Source organism: Seohaeicola sp. (assembly GCF_048006315.1).
Taxonomy (GTDB): Bacteria; Pseudomonadota; Alphaproteobacteria; order Rhodobacterales; family Rhodobacteraceae; genus Seohaeicola.
In genome coordinates, this window is record NZ_CP180350.1 from 2,078,362 (window position 1) to 2,101,112 (window position 22,751).

Genomic DNA, 22,751 nt, shown 5'->3' on the forward strand with positions numbered 1-22,751 from the left:
TCTCCGCCCGCCGAATCGACAGCCACGGCAGCCTTGCGATGGCCAAGGAGACCGAGGTGGTGCTGGACACCGACATGGCTGGGCGACGCGATGCGATGAATCCGGTGGAGCTGCTGCTGTCGGCACTGGCGGCCTGCATGCTCAAGGGGATCGCGCGGATGACACCGATCCTACACTTCCAGATCGATGGCGCCGAGGTTCGACTGGAGGCTGTGCGCTTGGATGCCCCACCTAAGCTGACTCTGATCCGATATGACATCGTCGTGGACAGTGGCGAGACTGACCAGCGCCTTGATCTCCTGCACCGCAACATACTGAAATACGGGACGATTTCGAATACTCTTTCCGCTGCGCTGCCGCTGGAGGGAAGGCTGCGTCGTACTAGCAATTGCGAATAACGGTCTACCCACACTTATTAACAGCTATGTTTAACTTCTGAGACGCGATCATTGGCCTGATTGCTACTTATAAACAGCCACGGGCCGTTAGCCCCCCCCGGCCATGGTTCCTCCCCGGCCATTTTCGTATACGGGGGGGCTCAGCGCGGCATTTCGCTAGCGCGTGGCTTTTTCACCGGGGAATCCACTTGGAAGCCACCTGGGGGCGCCTGCCTGAATTCCTGACTCATTATTAATGCCTTACGAAACCGGGGGCCTGGCTAGGGTGGATTCCGCTTGGAATCCAAAGAAGCCAGTTTGGGGAATCCACCTCGGCTGGAAGCCACCTCGGGAAGCCACCCTGGCCGCGAGCCATCGGAACGTATTGATTCCATGCTGAAAAACCGATTGACATTTCTAGCCCCCTTGACGTACCCCTTGATCATCGAAGAATTGCGCCCGGAGGATAACCCTCGCGGGCGCTTTCGTTTTCCTGACATCGCGGATCCTAAGGGCCACCAGTCCTACTGGCCGGTTGCCTGCCCTTGGCTGCACCGCACTATCTGCGAAAGCCTACACATGGACCTCGTCTTCGCGCCGAGCCAGATTGAAACTTGGCCGATTGCTCGGCTGCGCCCCTATGCCCGCAATGCCAAGATGCATGGCGACAACCAGGTGGCGAAGATCGCCGCTAGCATGGCCAAGTTCGGCTGGACCGTGCCCTGCATGGTTGCAGACGACGGCGAGTTGATTGCAGGCCATGGCCGGGTGCTGGCGGCCACGATGCTCGGGCTGACCGAGGTGCCAGTGATCCGGCTCAGCCATCTCGATGAGGCAGAACGCCGGGCCTACCGCATCGCAGACAATAAATTGACCGAGCTTGGCGAATGGGACGAGGCGATCTTGCGCGACGAGATCGCTGTGTTGCTGGCCGAGGATTTTGACCTGACGCTCTTGGGCATCAGCGACGATGATCTGGATGCGCTGCTGCGCGACCCGGAGGCGCTAGGCAGCGATGGTCCGGTCGAGGGCGAGGACGATGTGCCTGACCTACCGGTCACGCCAGTCTCGGTGGCAGGCGACCTCTGGCAGTTGGGCGCGCATCGCCTGATCTGCGGTGACAGCACCAGCGCCGATGTGGTTGGTCGGTTGCTTGGGGACGTGCGGCCGCAGCTGATGGTGACCGACCCACCTTACGGCGTCGAATACGACCCGTCCTGGCGCAACCAGGCGGGGGCGGCGAAGACAAAACGCACCGGCAAGGTGCTGAACGACGACCGGGCAGATTGGCGCGAGGCATGGGCGCTGTTCCCCGGCGATGTGGCCTATGTCTGGCACGGTGCGCTGCATGCCGCGACCGTAGCCGACAGCCTGGTGGCTGCGGGTTTCGCCATCCGATCGCAGATCATCTGGGCTAAGGACCGGCTGGTTCTCAGCCGCGGCGATTACCACTGGCAACATGAGCCCTGCTGGTATGCGGTGCGTGCCAAGGGCAAAGGCCATTGGGCAGGCGACCGCAAACAGACCACGCTGTGGCAGATCGCCAACCGCGATCAGGACGCCGACACCGTTCATGGCACGCAGAAGCCGGTCGAATGCATGCGCCGGCCTATCCTGAACAATTCCAGCCCCGGCCAGGCGGTGTTTGAACCCTTCATGGGTTCCGGCACGACGCTGATCGCCGCTGAGACCACCGGCCGGGTCTGCTTCGGGGTCGAATTGAATCCCGCCTATGTCGATGTGGCCATCGAGCGTTGGCAGTCTTTTGCCGGCCAGGATGCCGTTCTGTCGGAAACTGGCGAAAGTTTCGCTGAGCTGAAGGCCAAGAGGCTCGCGGCTTGAACGCGCCCTTGCTGCCTGGCCGGATCGAGCGTTGGCCCCTCGCCCGGCTCAAACCCTACGCCCGCAACGCCAAGACCCACGATGCCAATCAGGTCGCCAAGATCGCCGCAAGCATGGCCGAGTTCGGCTGGACCGTTCCCTGCCTTGTCGCAGCTGACGGTGAGTTGATCGCTGGCCACGGCCGCGTCCTGGCTGCCGCGCAGCTGGGGCTGGCCGAGGCGCCGGTCATCGTGTTGGACCATCTGACAGAGGCGCAGCGCCGGGCGTACCGGATCGCCGACAACAAATTAACCGAACTGGGCGGCTGGGATGAAGCGCTGTTGCTGGAAGAATTGCGCGGGCTTCTGGCAGAGGACTTTGACCTCGGGTTGATCGGGATCCCCGAGGATGAACTGGACGCCCTGCTGGCAGACGCCGACGACCGCCCCGCGATTTCCGACGATGCGGCCGACGCCATTCCGGCGCCACCCGCCAAGCCGATCACCCAGCCCGGCGATATCTGGCGGCTCGGGCATCACCGGCTAATCTGTGGCGACGCGACTGACACGGCAGTAGTGGCGCGGCTGATGGACGGGGAGCAAGCATCGCTAATGTTCACCTCCCCGCCCTATGCGCAGCAGCGCGACTATGGCGCGGCGAAGGAAAAGGTCGGCGATTGGGATGCGCTGATGCAGGGCGTGTTTTCCGCGGCACCTATCACCGCCGATGCCCAGCTTCTGGTGAACCTCGGCCTTGTGCATCGCGATGGCGAGTGGCTCCCGTACTGGGAGCACTGGGTGGACTGGATGCGCGCGCAGGGCTGGCGGCGCTTCGGCTGGTACGTCTGGGATCAGGGGCCCGGCCTCCCCGGCGACTGGAACGGCCGCCTCGCGCCCTCGCACGAGTTCATCTTCCACTTCAACCGCCAGCCGCGGAAGCCGAACAAGACGGTCGAGAGCAAGCACGCGGGCGAAACCCTCGGCGGCGGGGGGCTGCGCGGGGCCGACGGCACGGTCCATCGCAAGACAGGCTACGGCAACGCGATCCAGAGCCATCGCATCCCAGACTTTGTATTCCGGATCATGCGCCACAAGGGAGGCTTGGGCGCCGCCGGATCGCACCCGGCCGTGTTCCCGGTGGCGCTGGTCGAGGCGGTGCTGACGGCGTTCAGCGATCCGGGCAACCTGATCTATGAACCCTTCTGCGGCTCTGGCACGCAGATCGTCGCCGCCGAACGCACTGGGCGGCGCTGCTATGCGGTGGAACTGGACCCTGTCTATTGCGACGTCGCCGTGCGGCGGTGGGAGATGGCAACGGGACGGACAGCCAGCCGTCTCGCAGAACCGACAGAACCCGTTCAACCACTTCGCCGTGGAAAGAAACGCGCATGACTACTCAGTCGCGTCGAATGTCGCTGATGGAGGCTGCCAGCAATGTCGCCGTGGGCTATATGCTTGCGGTGGCCACGCAAATCATGGTGTTTCCTTGGTTTGGCCTGCACCCGAGCCTTGGCGAGAACCTGGCGCTGGGCGGGGTCTTCGTCGGCATATCGCTCCTGCGCAGCTACGCACTGCGCAGGCTGTTCGAGCGCTGATACCATCGGAGCATCTTCAGTCGTCCTGAGGATCGAGGGCCGTGATATAGGGATCACCGCTATTCCAGGATCCTTCGTCGAGGGTCCAGATCGCATCGCTGCTGGCAGACAAGGCCGCAAAGGCAGCGGCTTCCGCCGCCTCCGCATCTGCCGCATCGACAGTGACGCTGGTGCTCTCGGTCACATCGCGGGTGATCAAGGCCGTGAAACGGGGCATCAGGCAGCCTCAAGTTTGTACACGGTTCCTCTGCCAGTGACCTTTTCCGCGGTGATCGGCAGGTTCAGCTTCTTCTTGAGCCCGCCCGAGATCAGGCCACGGGCTGAATGCGCCAACCAGCCTGTCGCCTCGACGATTTCAGCGATGGAGGCACCCTCGGGTCGCTGGATGAGCGCGATGATCTCGGCCTGCTTAGTCCCAGCGCGGATGGCAACGGGCCTAGCCGCGTCGGGCTCGGGCGATGTTCCAGGCGCGCCCTCCGGCTTCGGGGCCAGTTTCAGCGGCACCTTGCGTAGATTGGTCACGGTGTTCGCAACGACGGGCTCAATGCCGATCGCGGCAAGGCCTACTTCGGTCGCGATTAGCGTGGTGCCATGACCATCGCCTGTCTCGCGCCAGAGCGGCTCGCCGCGGCGCAGATTGGCGTCGACCTCTTCGAGCCAGCCGCGTTCGATCATCTTCGAAACAGCCATCTTGGCCGCTGCACCGGCCAGCCCCTTGGGAAGTGGCAGGGCGATGTTCTCGGGGCGCTGAGCCCCGGCACTAAGAATGAGGGCTTGGGTTTCTGTGAGTTTTGGCATCTTGGCCTCCTGTGGTGCGAGGATGGTTCGGGTTTTGGTTAATCGGTGCTAGCCATCGCAGCGGCGATCGCGAAATGCTGGACCCAGCCAGTCAGGTAGGGCAGCCCTGCGGGGATCCCGTCGTCGCGTTCGGTCTTGCGGCTGATGCGCCAGCCCTGCCAGCGGCGGATTGCGGAGGCGATGGCGGGTTCGAGCCCAATGTTGCAGCCCGTCATGTTGCCGACCACATCGTCGGCGAAATGGCGGCCCATCCGGCTGTCGAGAAAGTCGCGGATGCCGATCATCTCGTCCTCGCTGTCAGCGTGGATGGCTTCGGCGATCATGCGGGAGGCGAGCGTCCAGACTTCCGCGCTGCGGCGGTCGCGCAAGGGGCAGACCGTCAGGGTGCGGAAGAAACCGTAATCCTCGTTGCGGCTGGGCAGGATAGGCTGCTTGGTCATGGTGGGGATCCTTGTCATGGAGGGTGGCGGGGCGCTGGGCCCCGCCTGTGTGCGATCAGGCGGCGCTGAGGGCTTCGAGCATGGCGATGTGGCTGCGCAGGGTTGCGGCCTCTCCGCGCGCTGCGTCTGCCCAGAAGGCGGCGCGGGCATTGCAGGCGGTTGCGAGGTGCTCGGCGTCCTCACGGGTGAAGCGGTTGACCTTGTGGGCGCTGCCATGACCCGTGCAGGTGGCGCGGTGTTTCTTGCCCTCAGGCGCGAGCTTGAAGGTCAGGGGCCCGAAGTCGTCGAGGACAATCCAGTTGTGCGAGGCGATCGTGGCGCAAGCGCTGGGCGCGAGGCGGGCTTCGATCTCGTCGGCGGCGGCGCGAAAGTTGGCGATCAGGGCGGCGGTGGCGTTGGTCATGGCGGTGGCTCCGTGGGGTGAGTTGCATCGTTTCCGTGCGATGACATTCGCTCCGGTGCGCCGATTATCGTAGGTAATTCTACGCAATATCAGTGCTTTGTAATCGTATCGGCGACCATCAATCGATGCGATCCGGATTTGTCAGCGCGGCCTGTTCGGCTTCATGGCGCTGAGCCGCGTCAGGCGGGTCGCGGCGGGCGTTGACGATCGCCACAAAGAGAGCGCGGGCGACAGTTGCAACCTCGTCGGCACCAATGCTGGTCAGGTCGACGTCATGGATGGCGATGGCCTCGCCCAGATCGGTCAGCGCATAGAGCGTCGCAAACTCGGCATCGGTCGGGTTGCAGGTCTCGGTCGCAAAGTCGTCGGGGCTGATCGCCACGCTGCGGCAGAACCGCAGATCGAACCCGATGGCGCATTCGCGGCGGACGACCTCAGTGAGGGTTTCGCCTTCGGAGAGGCAGTTCAGGGAAGGCAGTGTCATTGGGCTGATCCTTCAGGGGTGTGGGTTTCGGGGTCGAGTTCGATCCATCTGCCGTCCTGCCAGACGTAAAGATGGCAGAACTGGCAGATCGGACGCGGCAAGATCACCGGATCGCGGGGGCGCTCGAACGCCTTGATCTTGTCGGCGCGGACCTGCCGGATTTCGCGGGCAGAAAAGATGTCCTCCGGCGTCCATGGGGCCAGCGAGGGAAGCATGTGCGAGGGATAGCCATCGTAATGGCAATAGATCTGTGCCCATTCGCTGGGACCGATCTGGATGGCGATCTGTGCGCGGGTGCTCATCTGCGTTTCCTTGTCCAGTGCGGCTCAGATGAGCCCGTACTGCTGCAGGACCGGCACGACATCGGCCAGTTCAATGGTCAGGCAGTCGATCCCGATCCGCCCGGCCATCTCGAAGACCTCGGCATTCAGGCTCCGGTCATTGAGGTGGCCCTGCAGCGTGGCGGGGCTCATGGCCTGCACAAAGCGCGGGCGGTCGATGAAGATGCGGGTCGTGTCGGAGGGGATGGCGATGGCCATAATCTGGTCCTTTCAGGATTGGGCTCGGTTGTTGGCGGGGCCTGCGCGGCGTCCGGCTTCAAAGGCTTCCTCGAGTGCTGTGCGGATGGCCCAGACGGCGACATCGTGGAAGTCCAGCCGGTCCCAGTTCTGGGTCTCCAGCGTCTCGATACGAAACTGGCGCTGGGCGATCTCAAGGAGCTGGGCGTCGCGCTGGTCAGTTGGGTTGATCGCTTTGCGGCAGGGCATGTCGGTAACCGATCCTTGTGTGCGGGCTGCGATGCACCCGTTTCATGCCACCATGAATCGCTCTATCCGGGAGTGTAATCAACTGAATACGGATATTATTTTCGTTTATTTTCAGTATATTGATGGAAACCACAGCGCCATGGAAGGTCTATCTGAACGCGCCTATGCCGAAGCGTCCGGCCTCTCGCGCGGGGCCGTACAGAAGGCGCGCAAGAACGGTCGACTGGTGCTCTTTGCGGATGGGTCGATCAACGCTGCTGCCTCGGATGCGCGGCGGAGCGCGATGACGGATCCGGACCAGCAGATGCGGTCGCGGGGCAGCGTCGGCGCAGGGGGAGACGGTCATGGGATTGGCGGCACTGCTGTATCCGGTCCCGGTGACAGCACCTCTTACCTAAAGGCCCGGACGGCGCTGACGGTCTACCAGGCGCAGGAACGCCAGTTGTCGATCCAGCGCAAAAAGGGCGTACTGGTCGACCGTGCGCGCGCTGAAACACTTGTGTTTCGCCTCGCGCGCCAGGAACGCGACACATGGGTCACCTGGCCCACCCGCGTGGCGGCCCTGATGGCCGCGCAATTATCCGCAGAGATAGAGAAGGCACAGTGCACACCCGTGACAATCGAGACTGCGGTCCTGCAAAGGGTGCTGGAAACCCATGTCCGAGAGCAGCTCGACGCCCTTGCCGACCTCAGGGTCTCGCTTGGATGATGAGGACCGGTTTCGAGATAACGAAACGCAAAGGTCCGGTGGACCTTTGCGAGGGACGAATGCCCGGAGCGCAAGCGCAGGGCTAGAACATGACAAAAGCCTGAACGAAGGCGATCTAACCGGCGGCCTCGATCTCGCCTTTGAAGGCGCCGAGGACCTCCTGCGCGCTTGGCGGCGCGGAATGCGGCCCGACCCGGATTTGACGGTGTCGGAATGGGCGGACAAGCACCGCAAGCTGTCGTCGCGGGCGGCTGCCGAGCCGGGTCAATACCGAACGGCTCGGACACCTTATCTGCGCGCAATCATGGATGCGCTGTCGCCGGGCCATCCCGCGCAGCGCATCTGCTTCATGAAGGCCGCGCAGGTCGGGGCAACGGAAGCCGGGAACAACTGGATCGGTTTTGTGATCCACCACGCGCCGGGGCCAATGCTGGCGGTGCTGCCGACGGTCGAGATGGCCAAGCGGACATCGCGTGGTCGGATCGATCCTTTGATTGAGGACAGCCCTGCGCTGAAAGAGCGCGTGAGCCCTGCCCGTTCGCGTGATGCGGGCAATTCGATGCTGTCGAAGGAATTCCCCGGCGGCATTCTGGTGCTGACCGGGGCCAATTCGGCGACGGGCTTGCGGTCGATGCCCGCGCGATATGTGTTTTTGGATGAGGTCGATGCCTATCCGGCCTCGGCCGACGAAGAAGGGGACCCGGTCTCCCTGGCCGAGGCCCGCACCACCACCTTCGCGCATCGGCGTAAGGTGTTCATGGTTTCCACCCCCACAATCCGGGGGCTGAGCCGGATCGAGCGAGAGTTCGAAGCCAGTGATCAGCGGCGGTATTTTGTCCCCTGCACGCATTGCGGCCATATGCAATGGTTGCAGTTCGAGCGGCTACGCTGGGACAAGGGTCTGCCCGCAACAGCGGCCTATCATTGTGAGGGCTGCGAAAAACCCATCGCGGAGCACCACAAGACGGAAATGCTGGCGAAAGGCGAATGGCGGGCAATGGCCGTTTCCGCCAACCCCAATGCCATCGGGTTCCATCTGTCTGCCCTCTATTCGCCGATCGGCTGGAAGTCTTGGGAGCAGATCGCCCGCGAGTGGCTAGCAGCCCAAGGCTCGGACGAGATGCTGCGCGCCGCGCGCAATACGCTCCTTGGGGAAACATGGGTCGAGAGCGGCGAGGCGCCGGACTGGCAACGCCTTGCAGATCGGCGCGAGGCCTTTGCAGCGCAGGTTCCAATGGGCGGGCTGTTCCTGACCGCCGGGGCCGATGTGCAGAAGGACCGGATCGAGGTTGATGTCTGGGCTTGGGGCCGCGGGCTGCAGAGTTGGCTGGTCGATCACATCGTCGTTCCGGGTGGGCCGGACGATCCAGCTTGCTGGGAGAGGCTCACCGCCCTGCTTGGTCAAACATGGCAGCATGAAAACGGCGCGATCATGACGCTGGCGAAGCTCGCCATCGACACTGGCTACGAATCCGCCGCTGTCTACGCCTGGTCGCGCAAGCAGGGCATCGCGCAGGTGGCACCCGTCAAAGGGCTTGAGGGCTTCAACAGGGCCACGCCCGTGTCGGGCCCGACCTTTGTCGATGCCACCGTGAATGGACGGAAACTGAAGCGAGGGGCGCGGCTCTGGACCGTGGCCACGGCCACCTTCAAAGCCGAGACCTATCGGTATCTGCGCATCGAGCGGCTGGCGGACGAAGACATCGCGCTAGGCGTGGCTGCGCCTGCCGGGACCATCCACCTGCCCGACTGGGCGGACAGTGAATGGCTGAAACAGCTGGTGGCCGAGCAGTTGGTGACGATCCGCAACAAGCGCGGCTATGCCCGTCAGGAATGGCAGAAGATGCGCGAGCGCAATGAGGCGCTCGATACCCGGGTCTATGCCCGTGCTGCGGCCTGGATCCTCGGGGCGGACCGTTTTGATGAACGGATGTGGCGGCAGCTTGAGAAACAGGCAGGGGTCGAGACGGCGGCCATCGGGCAGACCGCCGAGCCAGAGAAACCGACGGCGCCCGAAGCCGGGCGCATCACCGCCCCCCGGCGGCGTGGCTGGAAAATCAGCACGCCCAAATACATGGAATGATGAATGACCCTCGACGAGTTGAAACTTCGCCACAGCGCTCTGCTGTCCGCGCGCTACAGCGGCACGCGCTCGGTCAGCTATGACGGCAAGACGGTGAACTATGGCACCGATGCCGAGCTGGCTGCTGCGATTGGCGATGTCGAACGGCGCATGGCTAAGCTGGAGCGCGGCGCTGGGCGGATCCTCCGGCCCCATGCCGTCAAGGATCTGTGATGAACTGGCGGCAGCGCTTGGGCGCCTTCATTGGCGGGTTTGACGCCGGTCAGCATCATCGACGCCTGCGCGGGTTCCGCGCGACCCGCGCACATGTCAACGCGCTGATCGCTGCCTCGGGACCTGACATCACCGCCCGCGCGCGCTGGCTCGTGCGCAACAACGGCTATGCCGTGAATGCGGTGGAAAGCTGGGCCGCCAATACTGTGGGCGACGGGATCAAGCCAATCTCGAAACTGGCTGATGCCGTCCGAAAAGAAGAATTGCAGCGGCTCTGGCTCGCCTGGACCGATGAGGCAGATGCCGAGGGGCTGACGGATTTCTATGGGCTGCAGCGCCGGGCTGCCCGCGAGGTGTTTCTGGCGGGCGAGGTGTTCTTCCGGATCCGCATGCGCCGCGCAGCCGATGGCCTGACTGTGCCCTTGCAGCTGCAGATGCTGCCATCGGAAATGTTGCCGCTTGAACAGACCGGCATGGCCGCTAGCGGGAATGCCATCCGTCAGGGCATTGAGTTCGACCGGATCGGGCGTCGTGTGGCGTATCACTTCTTCCGCCGCCACCCCAGCGACAGCACTGATCCAGGGCTTGCGGGGGAGATCGTGCGCGTTCCGGCCTCGGAAGTGATCCATGTGATCGACCCGGTCGAGGGCGGGCAGTTGCGCGGGGTCTCAAAGCTGGCCCCCGCCATCGTGAAGCTGTTCCTGCTCGATCAATATGACGATGCAGAACTGGATCGCAAAAAGGTCGCGGCGATGTATGCGATGTTTGTTACCTCCCCCGCCCCGGAAAACCCACTGGCGCCCGCCGATGATGACGAAACGCCAGCCGGAGTGGAGATCAGCCCCGGCCAGATCGTGCGGCTGGATCCGGGCGAGGATGTCACCGTAGGCCAGCCCGCCGACAGCGGGGCAACCTATGAGCCGTTCCAGTATCGGACCTTGCTGCAGATCTCGGCAGCCCTTGGCATCCCCTATCCCTATCTTGCCAATGATATGGTGAAGGGAAACTTCTCGAACTCGCGTCTGGCGCTGATCGAGTTCCGCCGCCGGGTCTCGGCCTGGCAGCATTCGGTGATGGTCTATCAGCTCTGCCGCCCCATCTATGCCCGTTGGATGGATGCGGCGGTCCTTTCGGGCGCGCTCACCCTGCCCGGCTATGAGGTCGACCGGCCCCGGATGCTTGCGGCCGACTGGCTGCCCACCAAATGGGACTGGGTCGATCCCCTGAAAGATGCAAACGCCGAAATCGCCCAGATTGAGGCGGGCCTCAAATCCCGCACCCAAGCCATCGCCGAGCGCGGCTATGACGCCGAACAGGTCGACCGCGAGATCGCTGCCGAACGGATGCGGGAACGCGCGCTGGGTCTCGACTTCCGCCGACCGGGATCGCCCGCGCAGGGGGTGCAGACTTTGCCGACCACGGGGGAGGAGGGCAAAAACAACGACAGCGTTCAGACAGATGCAACCGATGACGCGGACAACCCTCCGCGCGAACCCGAGGACCAGTCCTGATGCTCCACGCCCGGATTGCCGCGCGCGCGTTTAATACGCCCTTGCTGGTTGACCCCTCGAAAGCCATGGCGTTTTTGTCAGGCCTCGGGCCCCACATTCTCGGGCGACGGGTGGATATCGCGAGGGATGATGATCATTTACCTTTGCCTGGCACCGCAGCCCTGCCCGCTCGCGCCAGCATTCTCGCCGGTGGTTTGACGAAACGTCTGCAAGGGCAGGACGGTACGCCCTACCCAGTCGTGGATGGCATCGCCGTGATCGAGATCTCCGGCGTGTTGATCCATCGCGGCGGCTGGATTGGTCAATCCTCCGGCCAGACCAGCTATGAGGGCATCGCCGCGCAGATCGAGGCAGCGGCCCGCGATCCGGCTGTGCGCGGCCTTGCCTTAGAAATCGACAGTTTTGGCGGTGAGGTCGCGGGCGTCTTTGATCTTGCAGACAAGATCAGGGCCGTGCGCGCCAACAAGCCCGTCTGGGCCTTCGTCGCCGAGCATGCGTTCTCTGCCGGCTACGCGCTGGCAAGTCAGGCCGACCGTATCTTGCTGCCCCGCACGGGGGTTGTTGGTAGTGTCGGTGTTGTTGTGATGCATGCCGATATGAGTGGCCAACTCGATCAGGACGGCCTTCGCGTGACGCTGGTTCATTCCGGCCAGCACAAGGTTGATGGCAATCCTTACGCGCCGCTGCCCGAGGCTGTGCGCAACGACATCCAGCGCGAGATCGATGTGCTGCGGTTTCTCTTCGCCGAAACCGTGGCCGCCGGCCGTTCTGGTCGGCTGAGCCAAGAGGCCGCCCTGGCGACCGAAGCCGCGACCTATCGCGGGGCGGATGCTGTCGCGGCAGGACTTGCCGATGAGGTCATCGATCTTGGGCGGGGTTTTGCGGGCTTCCGGCAGATGCTCACGGCAACGCCAATGCTCTCACCTGCGCGCAGTCGACGCGCGTCCTTTCCTAAACCCAGACAGGAGGCACTCATGGTCACCGAAAACAATCCCCAGGACACCCCGAAGAACACTCCTGATCAGGCCCCTGATCCGCAGGAGGGACTGTCAGATGCGGCAGAAACTCCACCAGCGGCCCCAACACAAATGGCTCCATTGGCGCCCCCCGCATCACCTCAATCGCCCGCGGCCGTTGTACCGGCACCCGCCCCAGTGGCAGCCCACCCCAGCACTTTGGCGGACCTGTCGGCAGAACTGCGCGAGGCGGCGGCGGAGATCGCCGAAATCGCAGCGCAAGCGGGCCGCCTCGGCATCGCGATCGATGCAGCAAAAGCCCTGCGCGAGGGCACAGCCCCCGAAGCCTTGCGGCGGCTGGTTCTGGAACGTGCCAGTGCCGCCGCTGACGCGCGCGATATCGTTGCCGCGCCACCTTCGCCCGTTCTCCCCAAATCTGTGGAAAGCCCGATCGTGGCTGCCGCAAAACGGGCTGCCTCAGCAGGCGCAAAAGGCTGAAACCTACCTTCAACCCGGATGCCCTGCCACCTGATCCCCCGTCGCTCCTCCCCGGCGGGGGATTTCTTTTGCCCCCCTGATCTGAAGGATCCCCGAAATGACCGTTCTCAGACAGCCCGCCACCATGGGCGATGTCCTCAAATATGAGCTGAACCCCAACTTCACCCGCGAAACCGTCACGCTGCTGGCCGGAACCGCCTATCCGGTCGGCGCCGTTCTGGGCCAGATCACGGCTAGCGCAAAACACACCCTGTCGCCGGACACAGGTGCAGATGGAAGCGAGGTTGCCGTTGCCATCCTGCTTTATGCAGTCGATGCGACAGATGCAGATGCTGTCGGCATTGTCATCGCCCGTGGCCCCGCCATCGTCTCCAAGGCCGGCCTCGTCTTTGACGCGTCAGTCGATGACGCGGCAAAGACCGCCGCCAAGCAAGCCCAACTGACCGCTCTCGGTATCATCCCGCGCGATACAGCCTGATCGGGTTGGCCTGATCGGGTGTTGGCCCGATCAGATTGGCCTACGCCTCCACCCACCCTGCCCTCTCTTTCCCCCGGAGTTCCCCATGACCATCACCCGTAACCCGTTTGACGCGGGCGGCTATTCGCTTGCCGAGATGACGCAGGCCATCAACATCCTGCCCAATCTCTACACCCGCTTGGGCCAGATCGGCCTCTTCCGCTTTCAAGGTGTGACCCAGCGTTCCATCGTGATTGAACAGCGCGAAGGCGTGTTGAGCCTCCTGCCCTCGGTGCCGCTGGGGGCGCCCGCCACCGTCGGCAATCGCGAGACGCGCTCCATGCGCAGCTTCGCCCTGCCCTGGATCCCCCATGATGATGTGATCCTGCCCGCCGACATCCAAGGCATGCCCGCACTTGGCCTGTCGGACGCAGCGGATCCGCTGGTTGAGGTGATGAACCGCAAACTGACGCTGATGCGCCGCAAACATGCGCAGACCCGCGAATATATGGAGATGAATGCGCTTCGTGGCATCGTGAAGGACGGCGCAGGTACCACGCTCTACAACTACTTCACCGAATTTGGCCTCGAACAGATCTCCGTCGACTTTGTGTTCGGCACGGCAGGCAGCAATATCCAAGGCAAGGTGCGCAACACTCTGCGCGCCATGGAAGACAATCTGCTGGGCGAGACCATGACCACGGCGCATGCGCTGGTCAGTTCCGAATTCTTCGACAAGCTGATCAGTCATCCGAAAACTGAAGAGGCCTATAAGTTCTTCTCGGCGACGGGCGGGCAGCCCCTGCGCGAGGATATGCGCCGGGCCTTCCCCTTCGCAGGTATGCTGTTTGAGGAATACAATGGCTCCGTCACGCTCTCGAACGGCACCTCCGAACGGCTGATCCCTAGCGGAGAGGGTATCGCCTTCCCAATGGGCACCTTTGACACTTTTACAACCTATGGTGGGCCCGCCAATCTTCTGGAAACCGCCAACACCATAGGCTTGCCGCTCTATGCCCGCCAGATGATCGACGCCAAAGGCCGCTGGATTGATCTGATGACCGAAACTTCGATCCTGCCGGTCAATAAACGGCCGCGGATGGCGATCCGTCTGACCAGTTCCAACTGAGGTCCATCGGCATATGACGGCTTTTGCCATGGCGCTTGATCTGCTGTTCGCTGATCCGAACCTCGCCCATGAGGCCTGGCATCGGGATAGCGAGGGGCAGTTCACCCGGATCCGCATCATTCCGCGTCGTGCGGATGACGTGACCGAGTTCGGGGCCGCACGCATTTGGTCGGAGACCTTCCGCTTTGACGTTCGGGTCTCCGATCTGCCCAATCCACGCCCCCAAGAACAGATCCTCTTGCGCGATGAGACCTTCCTGATCCAAGGCGAGCCGCTGCGGGACCGAGAGCGTCTGATCTGGACGATCGAGGCTGCACCGGCATGAAGATCAAACTCGATCTTGCGCCCGATCTGGTGGCGGTCATGGCGGCCGAAATCAAGGCCGGCGAAAAGGCCGTCAGCGCCGCGATGCGCGAGGCGGGCACGGGATTGAAGACCGCCTGGCGCAGTCAAATCACCGGGGCCGGGCTTGGGCGGCGGTTGGCAAACACCATCCGAAGCCAGACCTTCCCGAAATCCGGCGACAGCCTGAACGCCGCAGCACTGGTCTGGTCGCAGGCGCCGGTGATTGTCAGTGCGCATGACACCGGGCCGCTGATCCGCTCGAAGTCCGGGCTTTGGTTGGCGATCCCGACTGCAGCAGCGGGCAAGTCCACGCGTGGCGGGCGGATTACCCCCGGCGAATGGGAGCGCCGCCGGGGGCTAAGATTACAGTTTGTCTATCGCAAGCGGGGACCCAGCTTGTTGGTGGCCGAGGGGCGGCTGAACAGCCGGGGGCTGGGTGTGGCCTCGCGCTCCAAGACCGGGCGCGGCCTGGCCACCGTGCCGATCTTTCTGCTGGTGCGGCAGGTCAAGCTCACCAAACGGCTGGATCTGGTGCGGGATGCGGAACGGGCCGTGGATCGCATACCGGGGCTGATCGTGGCGAAGTGGGTGGAGGCCAAGCTCTGATGGGTGCATTCGCGCTTTCCTTGCTGGAAAATTGCGTGCAAGAAACCATGAGTAAAAAAGCGACAGGGCCCTTCACCATGAACAAACCGATGACGAAGACACAGCTGACAGCGAAGATCGCGGATTTGGCCAGCACAGACCGCAAAGCAGCCGCAGCCTTTCTGGATGCGCTGGCAACGATCGTCACCGAAGAAGTGGCGCAGGGCGGTTCCGTGACCCTTCCCGGCATTGGCAAAGTTGCCTGCCGCGCCCGCCCCGAGCGGCAAGTGCGCAATCCAGCGACCGGCGAAACCATGACCAAAGCTGCAGACCGGCAGGTCAAGGTGACGATCCTCAAGGCGCTGAAGGATGCCATTAACGACTGAGCTTACGGGAGCGTCACGCCAATAGGCGTCGATCTGAACGGCTTCGGGGGGCTTGCCTCTCGAGGCCTTTTTTATCTGCGTGCCTCGTTATTGGCACCGTGGTAGGCCCGAAGGGACTCGAACCCCCAACCAAGGCGTTATGAGCGCCCTGCTCTAACCAATTGAGCTACAGGCCCGATACCGGGCAGAAACGCTATTCTTCCAGCGAGGTCAACCAAGATGCTTATGCCGGGTCGCGAGACCGTTCTCACCGCTCTGGCGGATCTCTTGCGGTTGATCCCCTATGTCCCCGTTCTGCGGGGCGAGGTGCTGCCCGAGCGCGTTCCCGCTGCTGGGCTGATCATCCTGCGCGATGGCGATCCTGGGGACCCGGCGGTGACGCTGTCGCCTCTGCTTTACCATTACGACCACCGTGCAGAACTGGAGGTCATCGTGCAGGGGGCAAACCGCGATACGGCTTTTGCCACGCTCTGCGGGCAAATCGGTGCGGTCATCGCTGCAGATCACACGCTCGGGGGCCTCTGCGATTGGGTTGAGGCGGAAGCGCCCCGGCCCATCGATCTGGCGGTTGAAGGCGCTGCCAGCCTGAAGGCGGCCGTCATTCCGGTGGTTTTACATTACAGCGCGACAGATCCGCTTGCCTAAGCCGATTTTGGCTGGACGGACAGACGGCCTTCGATCTCGGCGCCGGATTCGACCGCAATAACCTCGGCCGCAATATCGGCTTTGACACGAGCCCCGTGCTTGAGGATCACTTTGATGGCCGCGATGGTGCCTTCGAGATGACCTTCGATGGTCACGGTATGAGCACGCACATTGCCCTTTATCTTGCCCTGTGCTGTCAGGACCAAGACTTCGGCGGTCAAGTCACCTTCAATGGTCCCTCCGAATTCGACGACCCCATCGCTGCTCCAATCGCCTTTGATGCGGATGCCTTCATGCAAAACAGAGCGCCGCCGATCGGCTGGCGCGCTTTCTGGAAGCGGCGCGCTATACGGTTTTGGGGTCTCGGACTTCGACCTTGAGAACATGTGCTGGGCTGCTTTTATCGTGGGTTTTGATCAGTTGGGCCGGAAGAACGGTTCTGGTCAAGCTTTGTAACTCTTTACAGCTTTTTGAGGAGAACACCATGGCACGAGCCCAAGGGGCGCGGGCGCAGATGGCGCTTGCGTTCGAAACAACCTATGGCACGCCGCCTGTGAGTGGCTTTACCAAGATGCCCTTTGCCAGCACGACGCTGGGGGCGGAGCAGCCGCTGCAAACGTCGGAGCTTTTGGGCTACGGCCGGGATCCGCAGGCGCCGATCAAGGATGCGGTGACGGCGGATGGCGATGTGGTGATCCCGATGGACGCCGAGGCCTTTGGGTTTTGGCTCCAGGCGGCCTTTGGGGCGCCAGTCACCACGGGTGCCGAGGCCCCCTACACCCATGAGTTCCGCTCTGGAAACTGGTCGCTGCCAAGCTTCTCGGTCGAGACCGGCATGCCGGAGGTCCCGCGGTTCGCGATGTATTCGGGCTGCATGGTCGACAGTCTCAGCTGGCAAATGGCGCGCTCGGGGCTTTTGACGGCCACGGCCAGTATTGTGGCGCAGGGCGAGGCCATCGGCACGACAACGGCAGCCGGTACGCTGGCCAATATCGCGCTGAAGCGCTTTGGCCATTTCAACGGATCGATCACACGGAATGGGTCAAACATCGGGAATGTGGTCTCGGCCGACCTTACCTATGCCAACACGCTTGATCGCATTGAGACGATCCGGGCCGATGGCAAGATCGACGGGGCGGATCCGTCCATTGCCGCGCTGACCGGCAATGTTGTCGTGCGCTTTGCCGATCAGACCCTGGTGCAACAGGCGATCAATGGCGAGGCCTGCGCGTTGGACTTCTCCTACGCGCTCGCCACCGGCGAAACGCTCACGCTGACGGCGCATGCCGTTTACCTACCCCGGCCCCGGATTGAGATCTCGGGCCCGCAGGGTGTGCAGGCGACCTTCGACTGGCAAGCGGCCAGCGATCCGGTCTTGGGCCGGATGTGCACCGTCACCCTCACAAACGACAGAGGAACTTATTGATGCTGCGTCTGAACCTATCCAATGAGCCGCAATGGCTTGATCTTGGCCACGGCGTCCGCCTCCTTCTCGAACCGCTCACGACCGCCGTCATGCTGGCCGCCCGCAGCGATCCGGCGATCCTGGCGGCTACGCAGGTTGCGGAAGGCGACGGGGCTGCCTCGAACGACGACCTCGCGCGCATCGTGGCGAAAGCGGTGGCGAAGATCGTGGTGAAAGACTGGGAGGGCGTCGGCGACGCGGAGGGCAACCTGCTGCCTGTCACCCCCGACGGCATAGACGCCCTTTTGGAAATCTGGCCGATCTTCGAGACCTTCCAGACGCGCTACATCGCAGGCGCGCTCATTCTGGACGCGGAAAAAAACGTCTGACCGCTCTCGCCGACTGGGAATTCGGCGGGGGCGGTGACTATTGCGCGGCCTGCTCCTGCGAGGAGAGCGCCCACGTCTGCCCGGAATGCCCCCGCACCCTCCATAAACCCCTAACTCTTGAGGGCTGGCAGGTCTGGGACCTCGTCCAGCGGCTCGGCGGGCAAATGCGCGTTGCTGGCGGCATGAGTGGCGGTGCTGTGCTCGGCTGGGACATGGGCGCGGCCCTGCAACTTGGCGCCGCCCTCGGGCTCTCGCCCCTCGTCATCGCAGAGCTGCTGCCGCCCATCGAGGCGGTGATGGTTCGCAAGATCAATGAAGACATGCAGGCCGGATCAGGCCTCACCTGACCTCGTTTCGCTTGGGAACGAGGTGTCGTCCTGCGAGGAAATGTTCACATGGCAGAAAAACATGTCTCCGTCCGGCTCTCCGCCACCGGTGGCCGCCAGGTGCGGGCCGAATTGGAAGGCGTCGGCGAGGCTGGATCGCGCGGCTTCGGACGTCTGAGCCGCGAAATGGAGCAGGCCAATGCCCGCATGGCAGCCTTTGCCCGGCGCGCCAAGATCGCGGCCACGGCTGCGGCGGGAGCGCTGTCAGCCGCCGTGATCTCCATGACCCGGTCCACGATTGCGGCGGCCAATGAAATCGGCCAGCTCTCCCAGGTCGCAAATGCCAACCCCGAGGTGTTCCAGCGCTGGTCTGCGGCCTCCGCCACAGTCGGCATCGCGCAAGAAAAGCTCGCGGATATCCTGAAGGATGTGAACGACCGGGTTGGGGATTTCCTGCAGACGGGCGGTGGCCCGATGGCGGATTTCTTCGAGACCATCGCGCCGCGCGTGGGCGTGACAGCCGATCAGTTTGCCCGGCTGTCAGGGCCGGAAGCCCTGCAACTTTACGTCAGCTCTCTCGAAAAGGCCGGCGTCAGTCAACAGGAGATGACCTTCTATCTCGAGGCCATGGCCTCAGATGCGACGCGACTGATCCCGCTCTTGCAAAACGGTGGCGCCGAAATGACCCGGCTTGGCACACAGGCACAGCGCCTCGGCGCGGTTTTGGATGCCGACGCCATCGCGGCCATGCGCCGATCCGAACTGGCGCTGATGAGCATTGGTCAGGTTTTTACGGGCCTGCGGAACAAGATCGCCGTGGCGCTGGCGCCGTCATTTGAGGCGGCAGCAAATGCCTTTGTCGCGCTAGCCTCCTCGACCAGCCCGATCAGCCGGGCCTTTGATGCGGTGTTAGCTAATCTCGACAGGCTTGCCATCTACGCCGGGACCTTCGCCACGTTCCTTGCCGGACGCTGGGTGGCTGCGATGACCGTGGCGGCCCTGTCCGTGCGGGGATTGGCCACCACTTTGGTGGTCCTGAAAGGTGCGTTGATCCGCACCGGCATCGGGGCCTTGATCGTTGGGGCCGGTGAATTGGTTTACTGGTTCACACGACTAGCCTCTGGTGCGGGCGGCTTCGGCGAAGCGATGCGCCTGCTGAACGACGTGGCCGTCGAAGTCTGGGACCGGATCAAGATGGGGGCTTCATCCGCTAGCGCGCGGGCCACAGCGATGTTCTATGACCTGAAATCCGATGCCGCCACTGGTATGGCCGGCGCGATCGAGAATGTCGTGAGCTTTGGCAACGCAACAGCCAACACCTTTGAAGGCGCGCTGCTGGCCGTGAAAGAGATCTGGTCGCGCCTGCCCGCCGTGATCGGCGATCTGGTCTACTCGGCTGCCAACCGCATGCTGGACGGTATTGAGACCATGCTGAACGGCGCAATTGCCCGGATCGACGCCTTCACGGGCAAGATCCGCGATGCCTTGGCTGCCGTCGGCATCGAGACCACCTTTGGTCAGATTGGCGATATCAGCCTCGGCGATATTCCAAACCCTTTTGCCGGGGCCTCAGCAGATGCTGGAACGGCTGCGGCTGAGGCCTTCCGACGAGCGTTCGAGGATAACCCGCTGACGGCCCCCGATCTTGGGCTGGATAGCATCGCCGCGGAGGCCCTAGCGACGGCCAATACCTACCGGCAGGCCGCCACCGACCTTGCAGCCGGAGCCACGGCGCCGCTGACCAGCTGGGGCGCGCTGCGCGATGCCGTCGCTGGGACTGGCGACGAAGGGGCTGCTGCCTTGGACGAGGCCACCACCTCGGCGGATCGGCTGTCTAATGCAATGGGCCGTGCCGGCGGAGCCGCTGGGAATTCCGGCACCAAGATCGTCACCGGCTGGCGCGCCGTGTCAGAGGCGCTGAACTCCTATGCCACCGATGCCCTGAACTGGGGCAAAGGCCTTGGCGAAACCTTGACCGGCGCGTTCTCGGGCGCTGAATCCGCCTTTCGCAGCTTTGTCGAAACCGGCAAGCTGGACTTCAAAAGCCTCGTGCGGTCGATCCTGGCCGATTTGGCGGTGCTTGCGTTCAAGCGCGCCGTCTTGGGCCCTCTGGCCTCTGCGCTCTCCGGGATCTTCGGTGGAGGCTCCGTTGCCGCCGCCGTCTCGCACGCGGGCGGCATCGTGGGCCTTTCGGGGCATGCGCGAAACGTGCCCGCCGCCGTCTTCGCCAATGCCCCCCGCCTGCATTCCGGCGGCTGGGCAGGCCTGCGCCCTGATGAGGTGCCGACTATCCTGCAAAGGGGCGAGCGGGTGTTGAACCGGCGTGAGGCGGCCAACTACGGACGTGCCGGGACATCAGGAGCTGCTGTGAGCGTCAGCATCGATGCCCGCGGGGCTCAGATCGGCGTGGCGGAACAGATCGATGCCAAGCTGCGCGCCGCCATCCCGGAAATCGCCCGTATCGCAAAAGAAAGTGTCGCTGATGGGCGGCGGAGAGGCCAGGTGATCTGAGATGCCCATCCCGGTTTTGCCATTGACGCTCGTGTCCGCGCTCGAGCGGCGGCTGGTCGCCTCCGTGGCAGAGGCTCGCTCGCCCTTTACCGGCACATCCCAAATCCAGGACTGGGGAGCGTCGTGGTGGGAGTATCAGATCGACATGGCGGTGACGCAAGGCGCAAAGGCACGACAGTTGTCGGCCTTCTTCACCGCGCTTGGTGGCTTGCGGGGGCGGTTCCTGTTTCCAGATCCGTCGATCGAAGTACCTATGGCTGCCGGCAATCCTTATGTCACCGAGGCACAGGGGGCGGGTGCATCGACTTTACTGACGGCAGGTTGGGGCCTTGTACTGCGCGCAGGAGACTTCTTCCAACTGGGTGCAGATGCAACAACCCGGCTTTACCAACTGACCGAGGATGTGACCCCGCTGGGCAGCGAGGCAACGCTGGCTTTTGTGCCACCCCTTCGCGCTGCGGCTCAGGTTGGCACGCCGATCGGGCTGAATGCCCCCTCGGTTCTGCTGCGCCTGACAGCGCCTGTGCCAACCGTCATCGGGCGGGCCGACCAGCATCGCTTCACCCTTTCCGGACGAGAGGCCCTTTAGCATGAGCCGCGATCTTACTATCGCCTTCGCCACCGCGCTGGCCGACCAGAACTTGCGCCCCGTGATCTTCTTCGAGGGTCAGTTTGCCACGGATTGGGTGCGGATCTGGTCTGGGCTGGGCGAGGTCAGCTGGAATGATGAGACTTGGACCGGAGCCGGATCGCTACTGGGCCTCGGTTCCCTTGATGAAACTGGCGAGGTTGTTGCCGGGGGGACGGCGGTATCGCTTTCGGGCGTACCGCTGGATCTCGTGCAAATGGCCATCGCGGAAGCACGTCAAGGTCTGCCGGGGCGCATCTGGTTAGGGCTTTTGGCGGAAGATGGCAGCATCATTGCCGATCCTGTCCAAGCCTTCTCCGGCCGCCTCGATGTTCCCGAAATCAAGGATGATGCCAACACTTGCACCATCACCATCAGCTATGAGAGCCGTCTGATCGATCTGACGGTGGCCCGAACCTGGCGCTACACCCATGAAAGCCAGCAGGTGCTGTATGCCGGCGATCTCGGGTTCGAATATGTGACCGCGATCCAGGACCGCGAAATCACTTGGGGGCGCGGGTAACCCTTATCCCTCCTCAAGACGGCGCTTTTGGCCTGGTCGCATTCATCTGGGCAAGCTGCAGGTAGCTGGCGCGGCAGCGGCCTTGCATATTCGTGACGCTTGGCCTGTCTTCGAGGCAATCCTTGGAAATAACATCGAGGGCTGTTGGGAGCGGCGTGTTGGCCCCGACCAGTTCAATGAACCGCTGTTTTGAATAGCGTCCAAACCGTCCACAGACGGAACAGTTGATCTCGACGGTCTCATATGGAAAATCAAAAGCGCGCATATCGCAGTGATGGCGCATGTCATACTGCTGAACAAGGATGACAGGCATGCCCCGCGTCGAAAACTGGGAACGCCGCCTTGTGGAGGCCATTGATATCGCCCGCGCAAAACCTTTCGCCTGGGGCGATCATGATTGCGCGAGTTTTGCGTTTGAGACGCGGGAGATCCTGACGGGCGGTGAGGATGTGGCAGCACTCTGGCGCGGGCGCTATACAACGGCGCTCGGTGCGCAGCGCGTGATGCGGCGCTTGGGCTGGGCCTCCATTGAGGCGATGGGCCGGTCCTTGCTGGGCGAGCCTCGCGAGACACCCCTGTTGGCGCAGCGGGGCGATATCGTTCTTGCTGAAACCGGTCTTGGCTTTGGGGTGGTGATTGGGGCGACCGCGGTGGGGATCTCGTCTGACGGGCTGTCCTTTGCGGCTTTGACCTCCTGCCAACTTGCCTGGGCCGTCTGACACCATCTTGCGGCCCGCTGCCGTCTTGTCTTCGCGCCACCCGCCTGCG

The 22,751-nt window shown here is 63.3% G+C and carries 32 protein-coding genes and 1 tRNA gene; 22 read left to right on the forward strand and 11 right to left on the reverse strand.

Features of this window, described 5'->3' with window-relative positions:
• Window positions 1–38 precede the first annotated feature (38 nt).
• The 4 genes from ACMUJL_RS10490 (at window position 39) to ACMUJL_RS10505 (ending at window position 3,792) form a co-directional block, all read left to right on the forward strand.
• Window positions 39–398, forward strand: coding sequence for an OsmC family protein (locus ACMUJL_RS10490; RefSeq protein WP_375568432.1), 360 nt, complete (start codon window positions 39–41; stop codon window positions 396–398).
• 558 nt (window positions 399–956) lie between these two features.
• The gene (locus ACMUJL_RS10495) at window positions 957–2,219 is read left to right on the forward strand and encodes a site-specific DNA-methyltransferase (protein ID WP_375573947.1); all 1,263 of its coding nucleotides are present in this window, start codon (window positions 957–959) and stop codon (window positions 2,217–2,219) included.
• A complete protein-coding gene (locus tag ACMUJL_RS10500) occupies window positions 2,216–3,589 on the forward strand; it encodes a site-specific DNA-methyltransferase (RefSeq protein ID WP_416914249.1) in 1,374 nt (457 codons plus the stop codon). The genes ACMUJL_RS10495 and ACMUJL_RS10500 overlap by 4 nt, the downstream gene beginning before the upstream one ends.
• A complete protein-coding gene (locus tag ACMUJL_RS10505) occupies window positions 3,586–3,792 on the forward strand; it encodes a DUF7220 family protein (protein ID WP_419096487.1) in 207 nt (68 codons plus the stop codon). Before ACMUJL_RS10500 ends, ACMUJL_RS10505 begins: the two co-directional genes overlap by 4 nt.
• A gap of 16 nt (window positions 3,793–3,808) precedes the next feature.
• Here the strand turns inward: ACMUJL_RS10505 and ACMUJL_RS10510 are convergent, their stop codons facing one another.
• From ACMUJL_RS10510 to ACMUJL_RS10545, 8 genes are all read right to left on the reverse strand, one after another.
• A complete protein-coding gene (locus tag ACMUJL_RS10510; protein ID WP_375568424.1) occupies window positions 3,809–4,009 on the reverse strand; it encodes a hypothetical protein in 201 nt (66 codons plus the stop codon).
• The gene (locus tag ACMUJL_RS10515; RefSeq protein ID WP_375568422.1) at window positions 4,009–4,590 is read right to left on the reverse strand and encodes a DUF3489 domain-containing protein; all 582 of its coding nucleotides are present in this window, start codon (window positions 4,588–4,590) and stop codon (window positions 4,009–4,011) included. The genes ACMUJL_RS10510 and ACMUJL_RS10515 overlap by 1 nt, the downstream gene beginning before the upstream one ends.
• 38 nt (window positions 4,591–4,628) lie before the next feature.
• Complete coding sequence (locus ACMUJL_RS10520) at window positions 4,629–5,030, reverse strand: hypothetical protein (protein WP_375568420.1); 402 nt, start codon at window positions 5,028–5,030, stop codon at window positions 4,629–4,631.
• 55 nt (window positions 5,031–5,085) lie between these two features.
• Window positions 5,086–5,433 carry a hypothetical protein gene (locus tag ACMUJL_RS10525; protein ID WP_375568418.1) on the reverse strand — a complete coding sequence of 116 codons (348 nt, stop codon included), beginning with the start codon at window positions 5,431–5,433 and terminating at the stop codon, window positions 5,086–5,088.
• A gap of 118 nt (window positions 5,434–5,551) precedes the next feature.
• A complete protein-coding gene (locus ACMUJL_RS10530; protein WP_375568416.1) occupies window positions 5,552–5,917 on the reverse strand; it encodes a hypothetical protein in 366 nt (121 codons plus the stop codon).
• Entirely contained in the window at window positions 5,914–6,219 is a 306-nt protein-coding gene (locus ACMUJL_RS10535) for a hypothetical protein (protein ID WP_375568414.1), read from the reverse strand. The genes ACMUJL_RS10530 and ACMUJL_RS10535 overlap by 4 nt, the downstream gene beginning before the upstream one ends.
• 24 nt (window positions 6,220–6,243) lie before the next feature.
• Window positions 6,244–6,456: a hypothetical protein gene (locus tag ACMUJL_RS10540; protein WP_375568412.1), complete on the reverse strand. Its 213-nt coding sequence runs from the start codon at window positions 6,454–6,456 to the stop codon at window positions 6,244–6,246.
• A gap of 12 nt (window positions 6,457–6,468) precedes the next feature.
• The gene (locus ACMUJL_RS10545; protein ID WP_375568410.1) at window positions 6,469–6,684 is read right to left on the reverse strand and encodes a DUF6900 domain-containing protein; all 216 of its coding nucleotides are present in this window, start codon (window positions 6,682–6,684) and stop codon (window positions 6,469–6,471) included.
• 139 nt (window positions 6,685–6,823) lie between these two features.
• Here ACMUJL_RS10545 and ACMUJL_RS10550 point away from each other — a divergent pair, with 139 nt between their 5' ends.
• The 10 genes from ACMUJL_RS10550 to ACMUJL_RS10595 all read left to right on the forward strand — a co-directional run bounded on the left by ACMUJL_RS10550 (window position 6,824) and on the right by ACMUJL_RS10595 (window position 15,556).
• Window positions 6,824–7,393, forward strand: a complete 570-nt coding sequence (locus ACMUJL_RS10550) for a hypothetical protein (RefSeq protein WP_375568408.1) — start codon at window positions 6,824–6,826, stop codon at window positions 7,391–7,393.
• Window positions 7,341–9,476 (forward strand): phage terminase large subunit family protein, encoded by a 2,136-nt coding sequence (locus ACMUJL_RS10555; RefSeq protein WP_375568406.1) that lies wholly within the window; start codon window positions 7,341–7,343, stop codon window positions 9,474–9,476. Before ACMUJL_RS10550 ends, ACMUJL_RS10555 begins: the two co-directional genes overlap by 53 nt.
• A 3-nt stretch (window positions 9,477–9,479) precedes the next feature.
• Window positions 9,480–9,689 (forward strand): phage head-tail joining protein, encoded by a 210-nt coding sequence (locus ACMUJL_RS10560; protein WP_375568404.1) that lies wholly within the window; start codon window positions 9,480–9,482, stop codon window positions 9,687–9,689.
• Window positions 9,689–11,200: a phage portal protein gene (locus ACMUJL_RS10565; RefSeq protein ID WP_375568402.1), complete on the forward strand. Its 1,512-nt coding sequence runs from the start codon at window positions 9,689–9,691 to the stop codon at window positions 11,198–11,200. Before ACMUJL_RS10560 ends, ACMUJL_RS10565 begins: the two co-directional genes overlap by 1 nt.
• Window positions 11,200–12,654, forward strand: coding sequence for a S49 family peptidase (locus ACMUJL_RS10570; RefSeq protein WP_375568400.1), 1,455 nt, complete (start codon window positions 11,200–11,202; stop codon window positions 12,652–12,654). The genes ACMUJL_RS10565 and ACMUJL_RS10570 overlap by 1 nt, the downstream gene beginning before the upstream one ends.
• Window positions 12,655–12,751: 97 nt before the next feature.
• Window positions 12,752–13,132, forward strand: a complete 381-nt coding sequence (locus tag ACMUJL_RS10575) for a head decoration protein (RefSeq protein ID WP_375568398.1) — start codon at window positions 12,752–12,754, stop codon at window positions 13,130–13,132.
• Window positions 13,133–13,217: 85 nt separating this feature from the next.
• Window positions 13,218–14,240, forward strand: a complete 1,023-nt coding sequence (locus tag ACMUJL_RS10580; protein WP_375568396.1) for a major capsid protein — start codon at window positions 13,218–13,220, stop codon at window positions 14,238–14,240.
• Between the two features lie 13 nt (window positions 14,241–14,253).
• Entirely contained in the window at window positions 14,254–14,565 is a 312-nt protein-coding gene (locus ACMUJL_RS10585) for a head-tail joining protein (protein WP_375568394.1), read from the forward strand.
• On the forward strand, window positions 14,562–15,191 hold the full coding sequence (locus ACMUJL_RS10590; RefSeq protein WP_416914250.1) for a DUF6441 family protein: 630 nt from the start codon (window positions 14,562–14,564) through the stop codon (window positions 15,189–15,191). The genes ACMUJL_RS10585 and ACMUJL_RS10590 overlap by 4 nt, the downstream gene beginning before the upstream one ends.
• A gap of 77 nt (window positions 15,192–15,268) precedes the next feature.
• Window positions 15,269–15,556: an HU family DNA-binding protein gene (locus tag ACMUJL_RS10595; protein ID WP_375573945.1), complete on the forward strand. Its 288-nt coding sequence runs from the start codon at window positions 15,269–15,271 to the stop codon at window positions 15,554–15,556.
• 99 nt (window positions 15,557–15,655) lie between these two features.
• Here the strand turns inward: ACMUJL_RS10595 and ACMUJL_RS10600 are convergent.
• Window positions 15,656–15,732 (reverse strand) — tRNA-Ile (locus ACMUJL_RS10600).
• 49 nt (window positions 15,733–15,781) lie between these two features.
• Here ACMUJL_RS10600 and ACMUJL_RS10605 point away from each other — a divergent pair.
• On the forward strand, window positions 15,782–16,201 hold the full coding sequence (locus tag ACMUJL_RS10605; protein ID WP_375573943.1) for an acyl-CoA transferase: 420 nt from the start codon (window positions 15,782–15,784) through the stop codon (window positions 16,199–16,201).
• Here ACMUJL_RS10605 and ACMUJL_RS10610 read toward each other — a convergent pair.
• Complete coding sequence (locus tag ACMUJL_RS10610; protein WP_375568390.1) at window positions 16,198–16,587, reverse strand: bactofilin family protein; 390 nt, start codon at window positions 16,585–16,587, stop codon at window positions 16,198–16,200. The two genes, ACMUJL_RS10605 and ACMUJL_RS10610, sit on opposite strands and share 4 nt — an antisense overlap.
• 98 nt (window positions 16,588–16,685) lie before the next feature.
• Between ACMUJL_RS10610 and ACMUJL_RS10615 the strand changes: the two genes are divergently transcribed.
• The 6 genes from ACMUJL_RS10615 (at window position 16,686) to ACMUJL_RS10640 (ending at window position 21,983) form a co-directional block, all read left to right on the forward strand.
• A complete protein-coding gene (locus tag ACMUJL_RS10615; RefSeq protein ID WP_375568388.1) occupies window positions 16,686–17,627 on the forward strand; it encodes a phage tail tube protein in 942 nt (313 codons plus the stop codon).
• Window positions 17,627–17,995: a hypothetical protein gene (locus ACMUJL_RS10620; protein WP_375568386.1), complete on the forward strand. Its 369-nt coding sequence runs from the start codon at window positions 17,627–17,629 to the stop codon at window positions 17,993–17,995. Before ACMUJL_RS10615 ends, ACMUJL_RS10620 begins: the two co-directional genes overlap by 1 nt.
• 182 nt (window positions 17,996–18,177) lie before the next feature.
• Entirely contained in the window at window positions 18,178–18,342 is a 165-nt protein-coding gene (locus ACMUJL_RS10625) for a DUF7697 family protein (protein ID WP_375568384.1), read from the forward strand.
• 48 nt (window positions 18,343–18,390) lie between these two features.
• Window positions 18,391–20,832 carry a phage tail tape measure C-terminal domain-containing protein gene (locus ACMUJL_RS10630; RefSeq protein WP_416914251.1) on the forward strand — a complete coding sequence of 814 codons (2,442 nt, stop codon included), beginning with the start codon at window positions 18,391–18,393 and terminating at the stop codon, window positions 20,830–20,832.
• A gap of 1 nt (window position 20,833) precedes the next feature.
• Window positions 20,834–21,421: a hypothetical protein gene (locus ACMUJL_RS10635; protein WP_375568380.1), complete on the forward strand. Its 588-nt coding sequence runs from the start codon at window positions 20,834–20,836 to the stop codon at window positions 21,419–21,421.
• A gap of 1 nt (window position 21,422) precedes the next feature.
• Window positions 21,423–21,983 carry a hypothetical protein gene (locus ACMUJL_RS10640; protein WP_375568378.1) on the forward strand — a complete coding sequence of 187 codons (561 nt, stop codon included), beginning with the start codon at window positions 21,423–21,425 and terminating at the stop codon, window positions 21,981–21,983.
• A 13-nt stretch (window positions 21,984–21,996) separates the two neighbouring features.
• Here the strand turns inward: ACMUJL_RS10640 and ACMUJL_RS10645 are convergent, their stop codons facing one another.
• Window positions 21,997–22,296: a hypothetical protein gene (locus ACMUJL_RS10645; protein WP_375568376.1), complete on the reverse strand. Its 300-nt coding sequence runs from the start codon at window positions 22,294–22,296 to the stop codon at window positions 21,997–21,999.
• On the opposite strand from ACMUJL_RS10645, the gene ACMUJL_RS10650 reads away from it, so the two are divergent.
• A complete protein-coding gene (locus ACMUJL_RS10650) occupies window positions 22,295–22,702 on the forward strand; it encodes a DUF6950 family protein (RefSeq protein WP_375568374.1) in 408 nt (135 codons plus the stop codon). The genes ACMUJL_RS10645 and ACMUJL_RS10650 overlap by 2 nt on opposite strands.
• Window positions 22,703–22,751: the final 49 nt, after the last annotated feature.

Bases quoted from the DNA above. Each gene is read 5' to 3' on its own strand.
- ACMUJL_RS10490 (WP_375568432.1), top strand. From the start codon at position 39: ATGGCCAAGGAGACCGAGGTGGTGCTGGACACCGACATGGCTGGGCGA.
- ACMUJL_RS10495 (WP_375573947.1), top strand. From the start codon at position 957: ATGGACCTCGTCTTCGCGCCGAGCCAGATTGAAACTTGGCCGATTGCT.
- ACMUJL_RS10505 (WP_419096487.1), top strand. From the start codon at position 3,586: ATGACTACTCAGTCGCGTCGAATGTCGCTGATGGAGGCTGCCAGCAAT.
- ACMUJL_RS10510 (WP_375568424.1), bottom strand. From the start codon at position 4,009: ATGCCCCGTTTCACGGCCTTGATCACCCGCGATGTGACCGAGAGCACC.
- ACMUJL_RS10515 (WP_375568422.1), bottom strand. From the start codon at position 4,590: ATGCCAAAACTCACAGAAACCCAAGCCCTCATTCTTAGTGCCGGGGCT.
- ACMUJL_RS10520 (WP_375568420.1), bottom strand. From the start codon at position 5,030: ATGACCAAGCAGCCTATCCTGCCCAGCCGCAACGAGGATTACGGTTTC.
- ACMUJL_RS10525 (WP_375568418.1), bottom strand. From the start codon at position 5,433: ATGACCAACGCCACCGCCGCCCTGATCGCCAACTTTCGCGCCGCCGCC.
- ACMUJL_RS10530 (WP_375568416.1), bottom strand. From the start codon at position 5,917: ATGACACTGCCTTCCCTGAACTGCCTCTCCGAAGGCGAAACCCTCACT.
- ACMUJL_RS10535 (WP_375568414.1), bottom strand. From the start codon at position 6,219: ATGAGCACCCGCGCACAGATCGCCATCCAGATCGGTCCCAGCGAATGG.
- ACMUJL_RS10540 (WP_375568412.1), bottom strand. From the start codon at position 6,456: ATGGCCATCGCCATCCCCTCCGACACGACCCGCATCTTCATCGACCGC.
- ACMUJL_RS10545 (WP_375568410.1), bottom strand. From the start codon at position 6,684: ATGCCCTGCCGCAAAGCGATCAACCCAACTGACCAGCGCGACGCCCAG.
- ACMUJL_RS10550 (WP_375568408.1), top strand. From the start codon at position 6,824: ATGGAAGGTCTATCTGAACGCGCCTATGCCGAAGCGTCCGGCCTCTCG.
- ACMUJL_RS10555 (WP_375568406.1), top strand. From the start codon at position 7,341: ATGTCCGAGAGCAGCTCGACGCCCTTGCCGACCTCAGGGTCTCGCTTG.
- ACMUJL_RS10560 (WP_375568404.1), top strand. From the start codon at position 9,480: ATGACCCTCGACGAGTTGAAACTTCGCCACAGCGCTCTGCTGTCCGCG.
- ACMUJL_RS10565 (WP_375568402.1), top strand. From the start codon at position 9,689: ATGAACTGGCGGCAGCGCTTGGGCGCCTTCATTGGCGGGTTTGACGCC.
- ACMUJL_RS10570 (WP_375568400.1), top strand. From the start codon at position 11,200: ATGCTCCACGCCCGGATTGCCGCGCGCGCGTTTAATACGCCCTTGCTG.
- ACMUJL_RS10575 (WP_375568398.1), top strand. From the start codon at position 12,752: ATGACCGTTCTCAGACAGCCCGCCACCATGGGCGATGTCCTCAAATAT.
- ACMUJL_RS10580 (WP_375568396.1), top strand. From the start codon at position 13,218: ATGACCATCACCCGTAACCCGTTTGACGCGGGCGGCTATTCGCTTGCC.
- ACMUJL_RS10585 (WP_375568394.1), top strand. From the start codon at position 14,254: ATGACGGCTTTTGCCATGGCGCTTGATCTGCTGTTCGCTGATCCGAAC.
- ACMUJL_RS10590 (WP_416914250.1), top strand. From the start codon at position 14,562: ATGAAGATCAAACTCGATCTTGCGCCCGATCTGGTGGCGGTCATGGCG.
- ACMUJL_RS10595 (WP_375573945.1), top strand. From the start codon at position 15,269: ATGAACAAACCGATGACGAAGACACAGCTGACAGCGAAGATCGCGGAT.
- ACMUJL_RS10605 (WP_375573943.1), top strand. From the start codon at position 15,782: ATGCCGGGTCGCGAGACCGTTCTCACCGCTCTGGCGGATCTCTTGCGG.
- ACMUJL_RS10610 (WP_375568390.1), bottom strand. From the start codon at position 16,587: ATGTTCTCAAGGTCGAAGTCCGAGACCCCAAAACCGTATAGCGCGCCG.
- ACMUJL_RS10615 (WP_375568388.1), top strand. From the start codon at position 16,686: ATGGCACGAGCCCAAGGGGCGCGGGCGCAGATGGCGCTTGCGTTCGAA.
- ACMUJL_RS10620 (WP_375568386.1), top strand. From the start codon at position 17,627: ATGCTGCGTCTGAACCTATCCAATGAGCCGCAATGGCTTGATCTTGGC.
- ACMUJL_RS10625 (WP_375568384.1), top strand. From the start codon at position 18,178: ATGAGTGGCGGTGCTGTGCTCGGCTGGGACATGGGCGCGGCCCTGCAA.
- ACMUJL_RS10630 (WP_416914251.1), top strand. From the start codon at position 18,391: ATGGCAGAAAAACATGTCTCCGTCCGGCTCTCCGCCACCGGTGGCCGC.
- ACMUJL_RS10635 (WP_375568380.1), top strand. From the start codon at position 20,834: ATGCCCATCCCGGTTTTGCCATTGACGCTCGTGTCCGCGCTCGAGCGG.
- ACMUJL_RS10640 (WP_375568378.1), top strand. From the start codon at position 21,423: ATGAGCCGCGATCTTACTATCGCCTTCGCCACCGCGCTGGCCGACCAG.
- ACMUJL_RS10650 (WP_375568374.1), top strand. From the start codon at position 22,295: ATGCCCCGCGTCGAAAACTGGGAACGCCGCCTTGTGGAGGCCATTGAT.
- ACMUJL_RS10645 (WP_375568376.1), bottom strand. From the start codon at position 22,296: ATGCCTGTCATCCTTGTTCAGCAGTATGACATGCGCCATCACTGCGAT.